Genomic DNA, 14,159 nt, shown 5'->3' on the forward strand with positions numbered 1-14,159 from the left:
GAGGAACCATCATGGCCAATACAGCAGATGCAAAAACGGCACTCGCAAATCGGACCCAACAACAGACGCAAACACCAGCCCTGACACCGGAAAAAGGACTTGAGCGGATGCTCGCCGCTAACTATAAGGCGATTCAATCACTCGTGCCAAAACACGTCACACCCGAACGTCTCACACGACTCGGACTTAACGCTGCAAGTCGAAACCCAAAATTGTTCGAATGTGAACCAATGACTCTCGTTGGTGCCATCGTCAACTGTGCAGCACTAGGTGTCGAACCGAACCTCATCGGTCATGCCTACATCCTTCCTTTCTGGAATGGGAAGACGAAGCGGATGGAGGCGCAGTTCCAACTCGGATTTAAGGGAGCGATCGACCTTGCTCGTCGCTCAGGTGAGCTCAAGCAGTTATATGCACATGAAGTGTACGAAGGAGACGATTTCCATTACTCGTACGGACTGAACAAAGATCTTCACCATATACCGAACGGCGAAGACGACCCCGATAAAGTGACTCACTTCTACGCAGTCTATCACTTGAAAGATGGCGGTTCAGATTTTGTCGTCATGAGTCGTAATCAGGTCGAGAAGCACCGTGACCGTTTCACGAAGTCGAAAGACAAGTCGGGCAACGTATTCGGCCCCTGGAAGGATCACTTCATCGAGATGTCACGTAAAACAGTCATCCTCAAGTTACTCAAAACTGCTCCGTTGTCAATCGAACGAGAGGACGGTCACTTGCAACCAGTCGGGGAACTTATCGCAGCCGATAACAGCGTCTCAACTATCCGCCAATCATCAGTCACTCAAGAAGGTGTCATCGATAGTTCATATGTAGACACGAAACACGACGCGGAAGTGGGTCCGGAAGTCATCGAGGCACAGCAAGAAATGCCATTCGAGGTGAACGGACAATGACCCCATTCGAAGAGCAAGAAACTGTAGAAGAAGTCATCGAGTTTGATACGCAGGCATCGGAATACTGGGGCTTGGAGCAAGAACAAGCCCTGATGCGTGACATTGACCGACGCAAGAACGTATTTTATCCAACCAAAGGTGAGAGGGAGACGATTAAACATGATTAACCGAGTTGTATTAGTAGGCAGACTGACACGAGATCCAGAGATGCGATATACCCAGAGCGGCATCGCCGTTGCACGATTCACATTAGCGTGTGACCGTCCGTTCGGCGGACAGGACGGCAAGAAGGAGACGGACTTCATCGACTGCACCGTGTGGCGCAAACAAGCCGAGAACGTCGCCCAGTATTTGAAGAAGGGCAACATGGCAGGTGTCGATGGTCGTCTCCAAATCAGCAGCTATGAAGGACAGGACGGACAGAAACGCCAGCGTGCCGAAGTGGTCGCTGATAGTGTCCGCTTCCTCGAACTGAAAGGGCAGGGGAAATCGTCAGCACCGAGTCAGCCGAGACAAGAAACACCACAATCGAACTTCACAAATGACCCATTCTCAGGTGGTGGCAAAATCGATTTGTCAGATGATGACCTGCCGTTCTGATGTGGTTGCGACTCTATTACGAACGGAATGGGCAGGAGGAGACGATGGTCTTCTTCGCCCGTTCCAATGTTGACATCACACAGCTGATGAACGACATGAACGCTGAATACAAACGCTATGAAGAATGGAGTGGAACCTAATGGGCGTATACCGACCCGTCCAAACGGAGTTTTGGACAGACCCGAAAGTGGTCGAGGAGTTCACACCGGAAGACAGACTGTTCTACCTGTACCTCCTCACGAACCCGAGCACGACACAAATTGGCATCTACCAGATCACGAAGAAGACGATGGCCTTCGAACTAGGTTATTCCATCGAAAGCATCAACGCCTTGATGGACCGGTTCATCCGCCATCACAAACTCATCGACTACAATCCAGAAACGCGCGAGGTCGTCATCCTCAACTGGGGCAAGCACAATTTCAAACGAGCGGGGAAACCGATTGTCGACCTGGTGACCAAGGAACTGCGTAACGTCAAGCATCGGCCATACATTCAACTGGTCGCGCCACATGTTCCGGTCGACTCGATACGGGAGATTTACGAATCGTGGTACGAATCGTCGACGAATCGTGGTACGAATCGGGGGCAAACAAAAGAAGAAGAAGAAAAAAAAGAAGAAACAAAAGAAGAAACAAAAGAAGAAGAAAAAGGTGCAAATGACGAATCGTCACCATCGCCTCGGAACGAATTGGCTGACTTGGTTTCTTTCTTTCAAAACGAAGGATTCGGCAATGCGACGACTTTCATCATCGATGAGATGCGATATGAACTAGAAGATTCTTCTTACGATGTCGTTCGTTACGCCTTGGAACAGAGTGTGACCAACGGGGTCCGCAACTGGAACTATGCCAAGAAGATCATAAAGGACAAACGAGAGAAAAACTTGTTGACCCGTGAAGCCATCGAAGCGTTCGAAGCGAAACGTTCACAACCGAAACGGGGTTATGACCAGCAAGAAACAGCGATGAAAGACGCTCCCGCCTGGCTCGAGGAAGAGGCGAACAAACAACGGGAGCACGATAAGCGTCGCCAAGACGAGTTAGCCGCCAGTGTGCCGGACGACGAGGAAATGGCCAAAATGTTCGCCGAGTTGAGAGGTGGCTCATGAATAATCAGGAGATTGAACCGCATATCATCGAGTCCTTCGGGCACGACTATCGGACGAGCCGAGAGCGCGTCGAGGACATCGCCAGGCGTCACCACGTCGACCGAAAGACCATCTACAAATACGCCAAGCTGCATGGGTGGGTTCGCCCCACTCATGTGTACGCTGGCAACGGTGTACAGGCGAGAATCATCCCGTTCCGTGACCTCTATCACGCGTATTACGAAGAGGTGCTCTCGATGAAGGAGATCGCCAAACGCTATAGCTGCCATGAACGGGTAGTGAAGCGCTCGATGGACCACCACGAGTTGAAGCAAATGCCAAAGAGCGAACGGATCCAGATGAAACGACACTTTGAACAGGTAAAGGGAGGACGTTGAGATGATTGAGTATTATTCCAAAACAGATAGTTGGACTGAAGCGATGCGACTTCTGAAAGAACATCTCACTGACTGCGCACCGCATAATAACGTTTACTTCGTTTACAGCGAATATGAAGAACGCTACATGATTACAAATCACGAAGATGAAGTATCTGATTGGATTCACGAATCATGGATGGACGGAGCTTGCGAGCTGTCACCTGAGGAAGAGGCCGGGTCATTTCATGTCTATTGTTACATCCACGAGGATGCAATGAATAGACACCCGATTCTTTATAAGGGATATAAAGCAACCTTGTTGAACACCGAAAATCCAATCTACCGAAGACGAATAACTGTCAACCCTGAACATTCCGTAAGTTTTGAGATAGATATACACAATTTAGGTGTGTTTGGGATGTAACTGCCGTCAAATCATTAGATAGGAGGATGCTGACATGCACTACGAACGCACAGAAGGCACGACACGCTATCTACTCTTTCCAGACAGGCTGACGCTCCACGTCATCGTCGACAACCGCATCAAGGACGTGAAGGACGTCTCCGAAGACGAACTGTACGCCCTGCTCGACTCGAACGAGTGGGTGCTCAAATGAACCGCCGCAAGAAGAAGCCGCAAACCTTCGTCCGGTATCGGGGTACACGCTTGATGTATCTCGTGCGGATGGAAGGGGAAACACGTGCCACGCTATACGACGCATTTAGTCAATGCGAGTTGCAGTTGCTGTTGAAAGAGGGATGGGAGGTACACCCTTGGACAAACGAATGAAACGCAAAATACTGACACTCTATTCGAACGGCATGAACGCACACGTCATCACGGTTGAACATAACTTAGATCCACGTGCCGAATACACGGTCACGACGATGGAAGTCGCTGACGTACTTAGGGAGATGGGCGCAGTCGACCCGACCCGCCGCATCCCGCAAAAGCCAGAGATACAACCCGACATGCCGAAACGCTTCATCTCGATCAGCGAGAGTAAGAAACAGCGCTCGAAGCACAAGATGAAGAAGAAGCGGGAGCTAACGGAAGACGCCAAGCATTGGCACTCGCTCGCCTGCGGTTTCGTACGAAGCGGCTATAAGGCGTTGCGGTGCCGTGACATCTACAAACTCGAACGACTCATCAAACAATACGAGGCGATGGGCTATACGCAGGTCGGGGAGATCACCTCGGACTTCGCCTTCGACGGCGACACGTACCTCGCTGTCATGAAGAAAGGAGACACACCGGATGCAAGATGAACTATTGAGCACGAAGTTATCCAAGAAGGAGCGGAAACGCATCGAGCGTCTCCTTTTCGACTATCACCGCATGCCATCGAAAATCGAGAGCGCCAAGATGAGAGCCGAGCAAGCCGTCACCGCCAGCTACACGGTCCAGGAGGGGAGTCGCAATGCCTCCCCGTCTGACCCGACGGCAAGCCTCGCCATAAAGCGTGATGAGATCGGCCAGATGGAACGCCTTCGGAAGTTGCTCGAAGACCAGTACGACCTCATCACGGACGACGAGCGCTACATCTGGAACCATGTGTACCATCCCCGTCACCGCTTCACACCCGAACGGACGGCGGCGGCATTATCCATCTCGCGTCAGCATTACTTCAACCTTCGGAACCGCCTCATCTCGCAAGTGGCAAGCGTGCTTGAAGGGAAATACGATGTGACATTTTGGGAGAGTGAACGACATGATTGACGACGAACTCGGCGCATTGGTCGAGGACAAGGACATCCCGTACAGTGTGCAGCTACAACTTATCAAGAAACGAACCGAGCGAGGCATGTCGCCTCTGCAGATCGCCCGACTCATGGGCCTCAAGAAAAAGGACATCCAAGCCGTCGTGAAGGAACACGGCTGGTCAGCGAAACGGGAGATCGAGAAGGTCGGCAACGGCAGACCGCCGCGACCGTCCGAGAAGACCGAATGGCGCATGCAGGAGATGAAACGACTCGCTCATGAGGGCTACAACCGCAAACAGATCGGCGCACTCTTAGGCATCGACCGGAGTTATGTCGACACACTCTGCCGTCGCTACGGCATCAAGACGGTGAGCCAGCTCGAACAGATCGAGAACCTATACAGCAAAGGCTGGACACAAATGAAGATTGCCGAAGAGCTCGGCGTCTCGAAACAGCGCATCAGCGAGATGATTAAACGCCACGACTTGAAGAAAGGAGACAGACCATGACGACCGAACTGAATGAGCCGCAAGCGCCGATTCGCATCGATGTGGTGCAGAAACAATATAAGAATGGAATGCAACTTGACGAACTCGCCCGTCTCTATGAGGTGACGCCCGAGACGTTGGAGCCGATTGTCCGAGACATTCAACAGAAGCAGCGTAAGGTTTGCACCAAGGAATTCCATTACAGCAACCTATCGAAAGAAGAATTGACAGAAGCGCTCGAACGAAACCCGACGGTGCACTCGTTCAAACGTTTCGCTGGTATCGCCTCTGATAAAGAGATGTGGGCCTTGCTCGAACGTCACGGATTGTCTCACATGGTCCGGACGGAAGCTCAACGGATCGAGGAACGGAACCTGCAAATCATCAAGGCGTTGGAATCTGGTGCGACTCAAAAAGAGGTGGCGAAAGAGTTCAATGTTTCCGTAGGCACCGTCCATATTGCCATCCGAGACCTTAAGCGTGATGACCTCAAACGCACCTGGTTGACCGCCGAAGATTGCGAGCGACTCGCCGGACAAGTGAAGCAACTTGTCGAGACGATGACGAACAAAGAAATTATGAAAGAACTCGGGATTACTCAGAATCAATTGAGCAAACTACGTCGAGAGTACGACATCAAGCCCGCGAAACGTGATATGACGAATCGGTTCAATCGCGAGAAACACGATGGGAGAGCGAAACGGGAGAAGGAGGAGAAGCAGGTGGCGAATACTAAATCTCGCACGACTGACTTTCAGGAGTTGGCTGATCGGATTGGCAGCCTGTTCGAACAGGGCTTGACCACCGAAAAAGTCATCGAAGCAGCAGGTATCAGCCGAGGCACTTACTACCGTGTCAAAGAGTCGCACGGGAAAGAGTGGAAAATAGTCGACGGTCGGAAGAAGCGTTCACCGAAAGCAGCCAAACCGAAAGCACCGTATCTCATCCACCCACTTGACCAAAAGGAGGAACCGCCCGTGAAAGAAACGACGACAGCAAGCCTAGAAAGCGCCGTGACCGCGTTCAAAGCCGAGGAAGTATCTGAACTCATCGGCGCACCGCACGAGCACAAGAAGCCGTCCACACGCGTCATCAACCGCGACAAGGACGTGTGGGGCGAATATTTGACGGCACGCTCGCAGGAGATTCATGACGTGGCGCACGATGTCGAGGTGGTCGTGGAGGACGGCAAGCTGATCGAGCGCACGACGATTCAATACACGTTGGAAAGGGAGTTGACGAAATGACCATACTCTACGGACTGACTGCCATCGGACTCGGCATCTACGCCATCTTGCTGCAGAATCGCATCGACGAGTTGAAGGAAGACACCGATGCGCTCGAAAGCCAAAAAGAAGCGCTGGCTACGATGAATCTGATGCTCAACGGGTCATTGCGGAAGGCGCGAGAGCAGTTGCGTGCGAAAGAGGCGGAGAACGAGCGGTTGATGGATTGCATCATCGAGATTGAACGAGAAATGGGGGCGAGTGAATGAGAGAGATTAAATATCGCTACATCGTGACAGAACCAGCTAAGAACATCACGCATCGTCTATATCACACGCTTGAAGGAATCGAGAGACTCGACCCAAATCATCAGATTTTCAAACCGAGTTACGAGATTGTGTCTAGGGATTTGTATACAGGGTTTAAGGACAAGGATGGAACTGAAATTTATGAAGGTGATATTACTGAACGCATTGATCGGGACCAATTAGTTTTCGGTAAAGTCGAAAGAGATATTGATGGGACTTGGCTATTAATTGAGGAATATGGAGCTGTATTTTTGAGGCATTTACTAGAGTTAGTTGCGGTGGCTGGAAATGTCCACGAACATCCTTACCTGCTGGAGGTGGACGAATGACCACGAGTGTAAAAAACCGAGGCAAAGACCTCGAAGCCCTCGTCATCCAGAGTAACCACGTCTATCGCATGCGGCAGGAGGCGTTGATCCATCAGGCGCACGCTGAGGTCAAGACGATACGGGGGCGCAACGGGCAAATCGTCAACGCGTTCCATAAGGGCAAGGCAGGACTCGACTTCTACGGCATCGCAGACGGCAACTACATCACGTTCGACACCAAACAGACAGCGAACAAGACGAGCTTCCCGCTCGGCAACATCGAGCACCATCAGTACACGACAGTCGTGGAGAAGCGGACAAGGCGGGCGGCATCGCCTTCCTGCTCGTCCGCTTCTCCTACTGGGGCGAGACGTACTACCTGAGCGCTGAACAGCTACGGTACTGGTGGACGCAAAAGGAACGCAAGAGCATCCCGTATCAGTGGTTCGTGGACAACTGCAAGGTGGTGCGTAGTCAGAGTGCGGCGGCGCTCGATTGGTTGAGTGTCGTCCGAGAGGAGCTAGGCGAACGTGATTGAATGGACGGACACAGGCATGACGCTGTTCCTCATCGTGATATTCGGGGCGATGGCGATCAGCTTACTACAGGAGGGGAACGAGAGATGACGTTAGAGATTATCCCGCACGAGAAACGAAAGAATCACTTACGCATCAAGTACAAGGGTGTCGTCGTCGCAGACGGCATCCGGTGCCCGAGCGGACGGATCGAGGTACGACCACGGGAGAAACACTTCCCGTATCATCGGACGAATCGGGTGCTCGACGAGGGGCAACTGAGGGAGTTTGTGCTTTTATCGGACGTGGCGAAGGAAAGATAAATTTTATAGGAGAGTGGATGGGATGGAAAAATACTTTATTTCATACAACTACGCGAACAGGACAGGAAGTGGTTTCGGATGCACTCAAACATTGATTGATAGAAAAATTACAGATATCGATGTGGTAAGAGAAATTGCGAAAAGTATCGAAAAAGATTACGGGTTCGATAGCGGATCGGTTATCATCCTTAGTTTTCAACGATTTGACCAATAAAATTATGAATTGACCAGAAGATGCCAATAAAAGAGCTTGGTGCGACCCATAAAGTCCCATCAAGCTCACGAGGAGGTTCGGTATGGAACATCATGTCTATGCAGCGACATACGGCGATCAGTTCGGAAACATGGAGGTCAGCGTGTACCAAGGTGAACCAATGCACCTGTTCGTCTACTGGCAGGCGGTCACGGACAAGAAGGGACAGACGGTCGTCATCAAAAGCGCGCACTGGGCAGGGGCGGAGAGTCCGTGCGACGGGTACGAGATTCTCGGTGAGTGGGATGACGAGGCAGAGGGACGATTCGAGGCAGAGCGAAAGAAGTTGATAGTGGAGCACGATGCGACGGATGGACCGAATCGAGAGGCGACAGTAAGGCTTGAGAAGAGACCGACACCTGTGAAGAGGGTTGCACCCTTGGAGCGGGAATACGGGCAAATGAGACTATTCTAGGAGGATGAGAGCATGATTTTATCAGAGCAGACGTTTATCGAGTTGGCAGGCAAGCAGGAAGTGTTGGACGCGAAGATTAAACAAAAGAACGGAGTGACAGACTTACCGCTCAGACGGATCGAGTTGTATTTCCGCATCGAGTTAGCCGAGTGTCTGAACGAAATGAAGGGCGACTTCAAGCATTGGAGCAACAAACCGATGCGGCGGGCGGAGTTTATCGAGGAATTGGTGGACGCGTTGCACTTTTACCTCAGCTTCGTCAACCACATGATTAAGCAGGACAGCCCATTCTTTGAAGATATGGACTTACAATCAGCGTACTTCGATGTTGTCACTGAATATGACATTTACCAGGACTACATCAGCGGTGTAAAAGAGCTAACGGCGTGGGATATCGCGACGGATTGTATCGGGAGCGGACAAATCAATCGTTCCCTTGCCATCCTATTGTCGCTCGCTGAGTATTATGAGTTTACCGAACAGGACATCATCGACACATACAACCGCAAGAACGCCGTCAACCACGACCGTAGCGATTCGGGGGTGTACTGATGCCACTGGACACTCAAGCGACACTCAACGCATTGATCGAGCAGAATAGACGCATCGCGGGCTACCCACCGAACTGTGACTGCGGGAACGAGGCGACGTTGCAACAGCCGGACATCTTCGGAGGGACGACGGGGTATTGCCAGAGTTGTTACGACGTGTTGGGAGGCGAGGGGGAGTGACTACTCGTAAAAAATGGTTAAAGCGAGACGAGAAGAAAGACAAAGGTCCAGTAGAACAAATAAATATGGAAATCATGCGCTACACAATGTTTTGGAACGCTAGGAGTGACGCTAGAGCGCAAGGTCTTAGTGTCGAAAAACGACGGAGGAAGATGATGGAACGAGCAATATTGCAACAATTAAGCAAGATGTAGAAACTGACTTTACTAATTGTGTACGAATCGTGTACGCGCGTCACGCATATAGAGGATAGACTAAGAGAGTAGAGGACTCGGAGACGTTCCCACCCACCGAAGACGACCGGACGCTCCGAGGACTCGCATAATGTGTTCGTCCATGTACCATCCACCACATAGAGTAAGCAAGACGCCATTGATCTGGCGTCTTTTTAAATTTATTTTCGTGAAAAGTGGATAATTTTTCGAAAACGACCCTATATACCATGTGCGCAGAAAGTGGCGTAACTTGAATATAAGGACGTGGAACGAAATGAACAACAAACTTTTCGGAAAACCTGCGAATTCGACAAACGAGACGGTTATATCTTGTAGACAATCGAACGATGATTGTACTCATAACTGGGAGCGTGGTCGAATGGAACGCGGGAATGATTACGAATGGTTCAACGAAGATGAGGAACAAACTTACTATGATCCATACACGGGACAGGAAATCAGCGAACGCGAGTATTGGGAACACGGATGCTCGGACGAGATGATGGATAACCTGTTCTGATGAGGACGCCTCAGGGCGTCTTTTTTGTGCCTAGAATACCGCTCACGTGTCAACTCCCCTAGACATCCCCCAACGTGCGCGGCCTTGTAGACATAAACGAAAGGAGGCGATGAGATGAATGCGAGACAGCAACGATTTTGTGATGAATACCTCGTGGATTTGAACGCGACGAAGGCGGCGATACGGGCAGGATATTCGGAAAAGTACGCTGGGCAGAATGCAGACAAGCTACTAAAGAATACTAAAATTAGGAATTACATCGACGCTCGGTTGAATGCAAAAGAACGCTCGCTCATCGCCTCTCAGGACGAGGTGCTCGAGACATTGACCCGCATCATCATGGGTGACGAACGGGGAACCGCTCTCGTTGGTGTTGGAATGGGCGCACAGGAGGTGTCGCAAGTGCCACCTACAAACGCAGAGAAGATTCGGGCAGCGGAAATCCTCGGGAAGTATTACAAACTGTTCACGGATCGCTCAGAGGTCGACGTGAAAGGTTCGCTCGCCGTCCAGTTCGTCGATGACATCGGTGGCGATGACGGATGACCGTAAAGCAAATCCGTTTGTCCGAGTTGCTCCCGAAGGCGTTTCATTCGTCTTGGAAGGCGGCGATCAGTCCCGACATCCTCAACGTCGTCGAGAAGGGTGGGCGTGGTTCCGGTAAATCATCGGACATCGCGATCATCTTGACCCAGTTGATGATGCGGTACCCGCTCAACGCAGTGGGCATCCGCAAAATCGACAACACCATCGAGCTCTCGATCTTTGAACAAATGAAGTGGGCCATCGAACTATCGGGTGTCAGTCACCTCTTCAAGATCAACAAGAGCCCGATGCGGATCACCTACATCCCTCGCGGCAATTACATGGTGTTCCGTGGGGCACAGGAACCGGAGCGCATCAAATCGCTCAAGGCATCCAATTTCCCGTTCGCATTCGTCTGGATTGAGGAGCTCGCTGAGTTCAAGACAGAGGACGAGATCACGACCATCACCAACTCCATCCTACGGGGCGAGTTGCCGGATGGTCTTTTCTATAAATTCTTTTTCAGTTACAACCCGCCGAAGCGTAAACAATCATGGGTCAATAAAAAGTACGAGTCAGCGTTCATCCCGTCCAACACCTTCGTGCATCATTCGACCTATCTGGACAACCCGCACATTTCGAAGCAGTTCATCGAGGAGGCGGAGGCCATGAAGGCACGGAACCCGATGCGGTACAGATGGGAGTATGGTGGCGAGGCGATCGGCTCGGGTGTCGTCCCGTTCAGCAATCTCACGTTCAGAACAATCACGGACGAAGAGGTCGCAAGGTTCGACAACATCCGTCAGGGCGTCGATTTCGGTTATGCGACCGACCCGCTCGCTTTCGTGCGATGGCACTATGACAAGACCCGCCGCAAACTGTACCTCATCGATGAGCTGTATGGCGTGAAGCTGTCCAACAGGCAGTTGGCTGAATGGGTCATGTCCAAGGGCTACCACACGAAGGAAATCATCGCAGACTCCGCAGAGCCGAAGTCCATCGCGGAACTCCGTTCGATGGGTCTTGCTCGCATCATCGGGGCGAAGAAGGGTCCTGACAGTGTCGAGTTCGGTGAACGATGGCTCGACGACTTGGACGAGATCATCATCGACCCGAAACGGACGCCTCACACGGCGAAAGAGTTCGAGGACATCGATTATCAGACCGATCGTGACGGAAATCCGAAACCGAAGCTCGAGGACAAGAACAATCACGCGATCGACTCGACCCGCTATGCAATGGAGCGGGACATGAGACCACAGGCCGCGGCATTAAAAGTAAGGGGGTAAGCACATGGCAAACGATTTCGAGACCGGGGGCGATTACGTCGCATCGAACGGCAACATCAAGGGTTACACGTTCGACATCCCCGACTATACCGATGAGATCCTCCTGCTCGACCAAGGAGAAGACCATCGGAAGGTCATCCCGAAACTCATCGAGAAGCACAAACCGCAACGTCTGCGCATGCTTATGAACCACGAGCGCTATAAGACGGACGCGAGCGGCGTCCCAGTGTTTCATCGGTCGTTCGAGCGGGACGTGACCATCGATAACCGCATCAACAACGACTATTTCTCAGAAATCGTCGACATCAAGACAGGGTACTTCGCAGGAAAGCCCGCGGCGTATGCCTATGACAAGCAGGAACAGAACTTTGAGAGCATCTCGGAGCGGCTGACGGACTTCTTGGAACGCAACCGCATCGCAGACGTCAACATGGAAACGACGAAGTATTGTGCCATCGGCGGCTACTCTGCCCGACTGCTCTATATCGACACGATGGGCAAGGAACGCATGATGTACATCCCCGGTCATCAGGCCATCCTCTTGAACGAGGACGGGAACATCATCGAAACGAAGTACGCCGTCCGCTACTACGGCAAAGAAGGCAACTATGTCATTCACTTCTATGACGGGTTACGCCGCTACAAGTACCAACAGGACGGCTCAGAGCTCAAACTGTTAGAGGAGAACATCCACGCCTTCAAGCTCTGCCCGCTGTTCGGCTATCCGAACAACGAGGAACTTATGGGCGACCCGGACAAGGTGCTCGGACTCATCGACGCCATCGACCGCACCGTCTCGGATGTGAACTCGGAGATCGAGGCGTTCCGTCTGGCATATCTCTTGTTCCTCGGTGCATCCGTCGACCAAGAACAGATTGACAACATGCGAAAAAGTGGAGCCATCTCCATACCGGGCATGTCAGGCGAGAAGATAGATGCACGTTTCCTCGAGAAGAACCTCAACGACAGCGCCATCGAGAACCATCTCAACCGCCTGCATGACAACATCTATCGTTTCAGTGGTACGCCAGACCTTGCAGACGAGGCGTTCAGCGGCACTCAGAGCGGCGAGTCGCTCAAGTTCAAGCTGTTCGGACTGGAGACCAAGGCGGCACGCTTCGAGCAAAAGTTCAAAGCGGCAGACACACGAATGTTCGAGGTCATGTCCACCAAGTGGGCACTCGAGAACCTCGCCATGAACCCTTACAAGGTGTTCGCAGAGTTCAAACGCAACTTCCCGCAGAACCTCGTCAACGAGGCGGACATCCAACAGAAACTAAAAGGACTCGTATCCGACCAGACACGCCTCGGGCTCGCCTCGTTCGTGGATGATGTCGAATATGAGCTCGAACTGATGGAGCAGGAGAAGGATGCCATCGACCCGCTCGACCTCGACGAGGAGACGGAAGTCCTAGAGGGTGAGACCGATGCCGTCGTTTGATGACAAACAGAAGGCACTCGAGAAGGCGCAGAAACGACGTGAGGTGCTGTTCGAGCGTGAGACTAGACGAATGTATCAGGATATCATCAAGGACGTTCTAGGCGACGTCTCCGCCATCTATGCACGACTGGAGAAGGATGAACTGACCTATGAGGACATGGCGAAGTTCAACCGCCTCGACTCGCTCGTCAAACAGATTGAGACCCGCTCCAAGCTCCTCACTCAACGACGACGAAACGCGTTGCTGACATATCTCTCAGACGCGTTCCGCTTTTCTTACGAATACATGGCATTCGGCATCGAGACCGCGGCCATGGCATACCTGAACTACACGAGCGTGACCACGGAGCAGATCCTTGCCTCCGTGAACAATCCGGTGAAGGGGCTGACGCTGAATGAAACGTTGGAAAAGAATCGTCGTGACATCATTGCCACTATCCGCTCCACCGTGACGCAAGCGCTCGTGAGAGGGTCGTCCTACTCGTCGATGGCGAAAGAGCTCAAGACGGTGTTCGAGGGCGATTACAAGAAGGCTATACGGGTCTCACGCACTGAGGCGCACCGTGTCGTCGAACAAGGAAAATCGCAGGCGGTACAACGAGCGGCGTCGCAGGGAGTCGTCATGATGAAGAAATGGAACTCCTCCCGTGACAGCCGTGTCCGCAAAACGTCGAAAGCCAACCACCGAAAGATGGACGGTCAGACGGTCAAGGCGGACGAGCAGTTCAACCTCGGCAGGGGAATCAAGGCGGATGCTCCCGGAACCTCTGGGGTCGCCGCCCATGACATCAACTGCCGCTGTTTCGTGACCTACACGGTCGAACGTGTCGAGAAGAAGGAACACGCCGAACTGGCGTCCATGACCTACGAGGAATGGCGAAAGGTACGGCTCAAATAAATCAAATCACACG

26 protein-coding genes are annotated in these 14,159 nt (G+C 52.0%); all 26 read left to right on the forward strand.

The features are described 5' to 3' along the window. Nucleotides 1-11: 11 nt before the first annotated feature. Complete coding sequence (locus tag LCM29_RS03695; RefSeq protein WP_224860925.1) at nucleotides 12-917, forward strand: recombinase RecT; 906 nt, start codon at nucleotides 12-14, stop codon at nucleotides 915-917. After that, entirely contained in the window at nucleotides 914-1,084 is a 171-nt protein-coding gene (locus tag LCM29_RS03700) for a hypothetical protein (protein ID WP_224860927.1), read from the forward strand. Before LCM29_RS03695 ends, LCM29_RS03700 begins: the two co-directional genes overlap by 4 nt. Further along, a complete protein-coding gene (gene ssb, locus LCM29_RS03705) occupies nucleotides 1,077-1,517 on the forward strand; it encodes a single-stranded DNA-binding protein (protein WP_224860929.1) in 441 nt (146 codons plus the stop codon). The genes LCM29_RS03700 and ssb overlap by 8 nt, the downstream gene beginning before the upstream one ends. Then, nucleotides 1,517-1,657, forward strand: coding sequence for a hypothetical protein (locus LCM29_RS03710; RefSeq protein ID WP_224860931.1), 141 nt, complete (start codon nucleotides 1,517-1,519; stop codon nucleotides 1,655-1,657). The genes ssb and LCM29_RS03710 overlap by 1 nt, the downstream gene beginning before the upstream one ends. Continuing rightward, nucleotides 1,657-2,628, forward strand: coding sequence for a DnaD domain-containing protein (locus LCM29_RS03715; protein ID WP_224860933.1), 972 nt, complete (start codon nucleotides 1,657-1,659; stop codon nucleotides 2,626-2,628). Before LCM29_RS03710 ends, LCM29_RS03715 begins: the two co-directional genes overlap by 1 nt. Further along, on the forward strand, nucleotides 2,625-3,005 hold the full coding sequence (locus LCM29_RS03720) for a hypothetical protein (RefSeq protein WP_224860935.1): 381 nt from the start codon (nucleotides 2,625-2,627) through the stop codon (nucleotides 3,003-3,005). Before LCM29_RS03715 ends, LCM29_RS03720 begins: the two co-directional genes overlap by 4 nt. A 1-nt stretch (nucleotide 3,006) precedes the next feature. Next, nucleotides 3,007-3,411, forward strand: coding sequence for a hypothetical protein (locus LCM29_RS03725; protein ID WP_224860937.1), 405 nt, complete (start codon nucleotides 3,007-3,009; stop codon nucleotides 3,409-3,411). A 34-nt stretch (nucleotides 3,412-3,445) separates the two neighbouring features. Next, nucleotides 3,446-3,604 (forward strand): hypothetical protein, encoded by a 159-nt coding sequence (locus LCM29_RS03730; protein ID WP_214783320.1) that lies wholly within the window; start codon nucleotides 3,446-3,448, stop codon nucleotides 3,602-3,604. A 157-nt stretch (nucleotides 3,605-3,761) separates the two neighbouring features. Then, nucleotides 3,762-4,256, forward strand: coding sequence for a hypothetical protein (locus tag LCM29_RS03735; protein ID WP_224860939.1), 495 nt, complete (start codon nucleotides 3,762-3,764; stop codon nucleotides 4,254-4,256). Continuing rightward, nucleotides 4,246-4,707, forward strand: a complete 462-nt coding sequence (locus LCM29_RS03740) for a hypothetical protein (protein ID WP_224860941.1) — start codon at nucleotides 4,246-4,248, stop codon at nucleotides 4,705-4,707. Before LCM29_RS03735 ends, LCM29_RS03740 begins: the two co-directional genes overlap by 11 nt. Nucleotides 4,708-4,753: 46 nt before the next feature. Beyond that, on the forward strand, nucleotides 4,754-5,200 hold the full coding sequence (locus LCM29_RS03745; RefSeq protein ID WP_224860943.1) for a hypothetical protein: 447 nt from the start codon (nucleotides 4,754-4,756) through the stop codon (nucleotides 5,198-5,200). After that, nucleotides 5,197-6,426 (forward strand): winged helix-turn-helix transcriptional regulator, encoded by a 1,230-nt coding sequence (locus LCM29_RS03750; protein ID WP_224860945.1) that lies wholly within the window; start codon nucleotides 5,197-5,199, stop codon nucleotides 6,424-6,426. Before LCM29_RS03745 ends, LCM29_RS03750 begins: the two co-directional genes overlap by 4 nt. After that, nucleotides 6,423-6,674 (forward strand): hypothetical protein, encoded by a 252-nt coding sequence (locus tag LCM29_RS03755; RefSeq protein WP_224860947.1) that lies wholly within the window; start codon nucleotides 6,423-6,425, stop codon nucleotides 6,672-6,674. Before LCM29_RS03750 ends, LCM29_RS03755 begins: the two co-directional genes overlap by 4 nt. Next, the gene (locus LCM29_RS03760) at nucleotides 6,671-7,042 is read left to right on the forward strand and encodes a YopX family protein (protein WP_224860949.1); all 372 of its coding nucleotides are present in this window, start codon (nucleotides 6,671-6,673) and stop codon (nucleotides 7,040-7,042) included. The genes LCM29_RS03755 and LCM29_RS03760 overlap by 4 nt, the downstream gene beginning before the upstream one ends. Next, nucleotides 7,039-7,404, forward strand: a complete 366-nt coding sequence (locus LCM29_RS03765) for a Holliday junction resolvase RecU (RefSeq protein WP_263600778.1) — start codon at nucleotides 7,039-7,041, stop codon at nucleotides 7,402-7,404. Before LCM29_RS03760 ends, LCM29_RS03765 begins: the two co-directional genes overlap by 4 nt. Continuing rightward, the gene (locus tag LCM29_RS15290) at nucleotides 7,362-7,559 is read left to right on the forward strand and encodes a Holliday junction resolvase RecU (RefSeq protein ID WP_412093982.1); all 198 of its coding nucleotides are present in this window, start codon (nucleotides 7,362-7,364) and stop codon (nucleotides 7,557-7,559) included. Before LCM29_RS03765 ends, LCM29_RS15290 begins: the two co-directional genes overlap by 43 nt. Before the next feature lie 84 nt (nucleotides 7,560-7,643). Further along, nucleotides 7,644-7,859, forward strand: a complete 216-nt coding sequence (locus LCM29_RS03770) for a hypothetical protein (RefSeq protein ID WP_224860951.1) — start codon at nucleotides 7,644-7,646, stop codon at nucleotides 7,857-7,859. Nucleotides 7,860-7,881: 22 nt separating this feature from the next. Next, the gene (locus LCM29_RS03775) at nucleotides 7,882-8,073 is read left to right on the forward strand and encodes a hypothetical protein (RefSeq protein ID WP_224860953.1); all 192 of its coding nucleotides are present in this window, start codon (nucleotides 7,882-7,884) and stop codon (nucleotides 8,071-8,073) included. Nucleotides 8,074-8,155: 82 nt separating this feature from the next. Then, on the forward strand, nucleotides 8,156-8,527 hold the full coding sequence (locus tag LCM29_RS03780; RefSeq protein WP_224860955.1) for a hypothetical protein: 372 nt from the start codon (nucleotides 8,156-8,158) through the stop codon (nucleotides 8,525-8,527). A gap of 12 nt (nucleotides 8,528-8,539) precedes the next feature. Next, entirely contained in the window at nucleotides 8,540-9,079 is a 540-nt protein-coding gene (locus LCM29_RS03785; protein ID WP_224860957.1) for a dUTP diphosphatase, read from the forward strand. Then, nucleotides 9,079-9,258, forward strand: coding sequence for a hypothetical protein (locus LCM29_RS03790; protein WP_224860959.1), 180 nt, complete (start codon nucleotides 9,079-9,081; stop codon nucleotides 9,256-9,258). Before LCM29_RS03785 ends, LCM29_RS03790 begins: the two co-directional genes overlap by 1 nt. Before the next feature lie 594 nt (nucleotides 9,259-9,852). Beyond that, nucleotides 9,853-9,993 (forward strand): hypothetical protein, encoded by a 141-nt coding sequence (locus LCM29_RS03795; protein WP_224860961.1) that lies wholly within the window; start codon nucleotides 9,853-9,855, stop codon nucleotides 9,991-9,993. Between the two features lie 114 nt (nucleotides 9,994-10,107). Beyond that, the gene (locus tag LCM29_RS03800) at nucleotides 10,108-10,539 is read left to right on the forward strand and encodes a terminase small subunit (protein WP_224860963.1); all 432 of its coding nucleotides are present in this window, start codon (nucleotides 10,108-10,110) and stop codon (nucleotides 10,537-10,539) included. Continuing rightward, nucleotides 10,536-11,807, forward strand: a complete 1,272-nt coding sequence (locus tag LCM29_RS03805) for a PBSX family phage terminase large subunit (protein ID WP_224860965.1) — start codon at nucleotides 10,536-10,538, stop codon at nucleotides 11,805-11,807. Before LCM29_RS03800 ends, LCM29_RS03805 begins: the two co-directional genes overlap by 4 nt. Before the next feature lie 4 nt (nucleotides 11,808-11,811). Beyond that, on the forward strand, nucleotides 11,812-13,248 hold the full coding sequence (locus LCM29_RS03810) for a phage portal protein (RefSeq protein ID WP_224860967.1): 1,437 nt from the start codon (nucleotides 11,812-11,814) through the stop codon (nucleotides 13,246-13,248). Next, nucleotides 13,235-14,146: a phage minor head protein gene (locus tag LCM29_RS03815; protein ID WP_224860969.1), complete on the forward strand. Its 912-nt coding sequence runs from the start codon at nucleotides 13,235-13,237 to the stop codon at nucleotides 14,144-14,146. Before LCM29_RS03810 ends, LCM29_RS03815 begins: the two co-directional genes overlap by 14 nt. The last annotated feature ends 13 nt before the right edge of the window (nucleotides 14,147-14,159 follow it).

Source organism: Exiguobacterium aestuarii, from assembly GCF_020171655.1.
Classification (GTDB): Bacteria; Bacillota; Bacilli; order Exiguobacteriales; family Exiguobacteriaceae; genus Exiguobacterium; species Exiguobacterium aestuarii_A.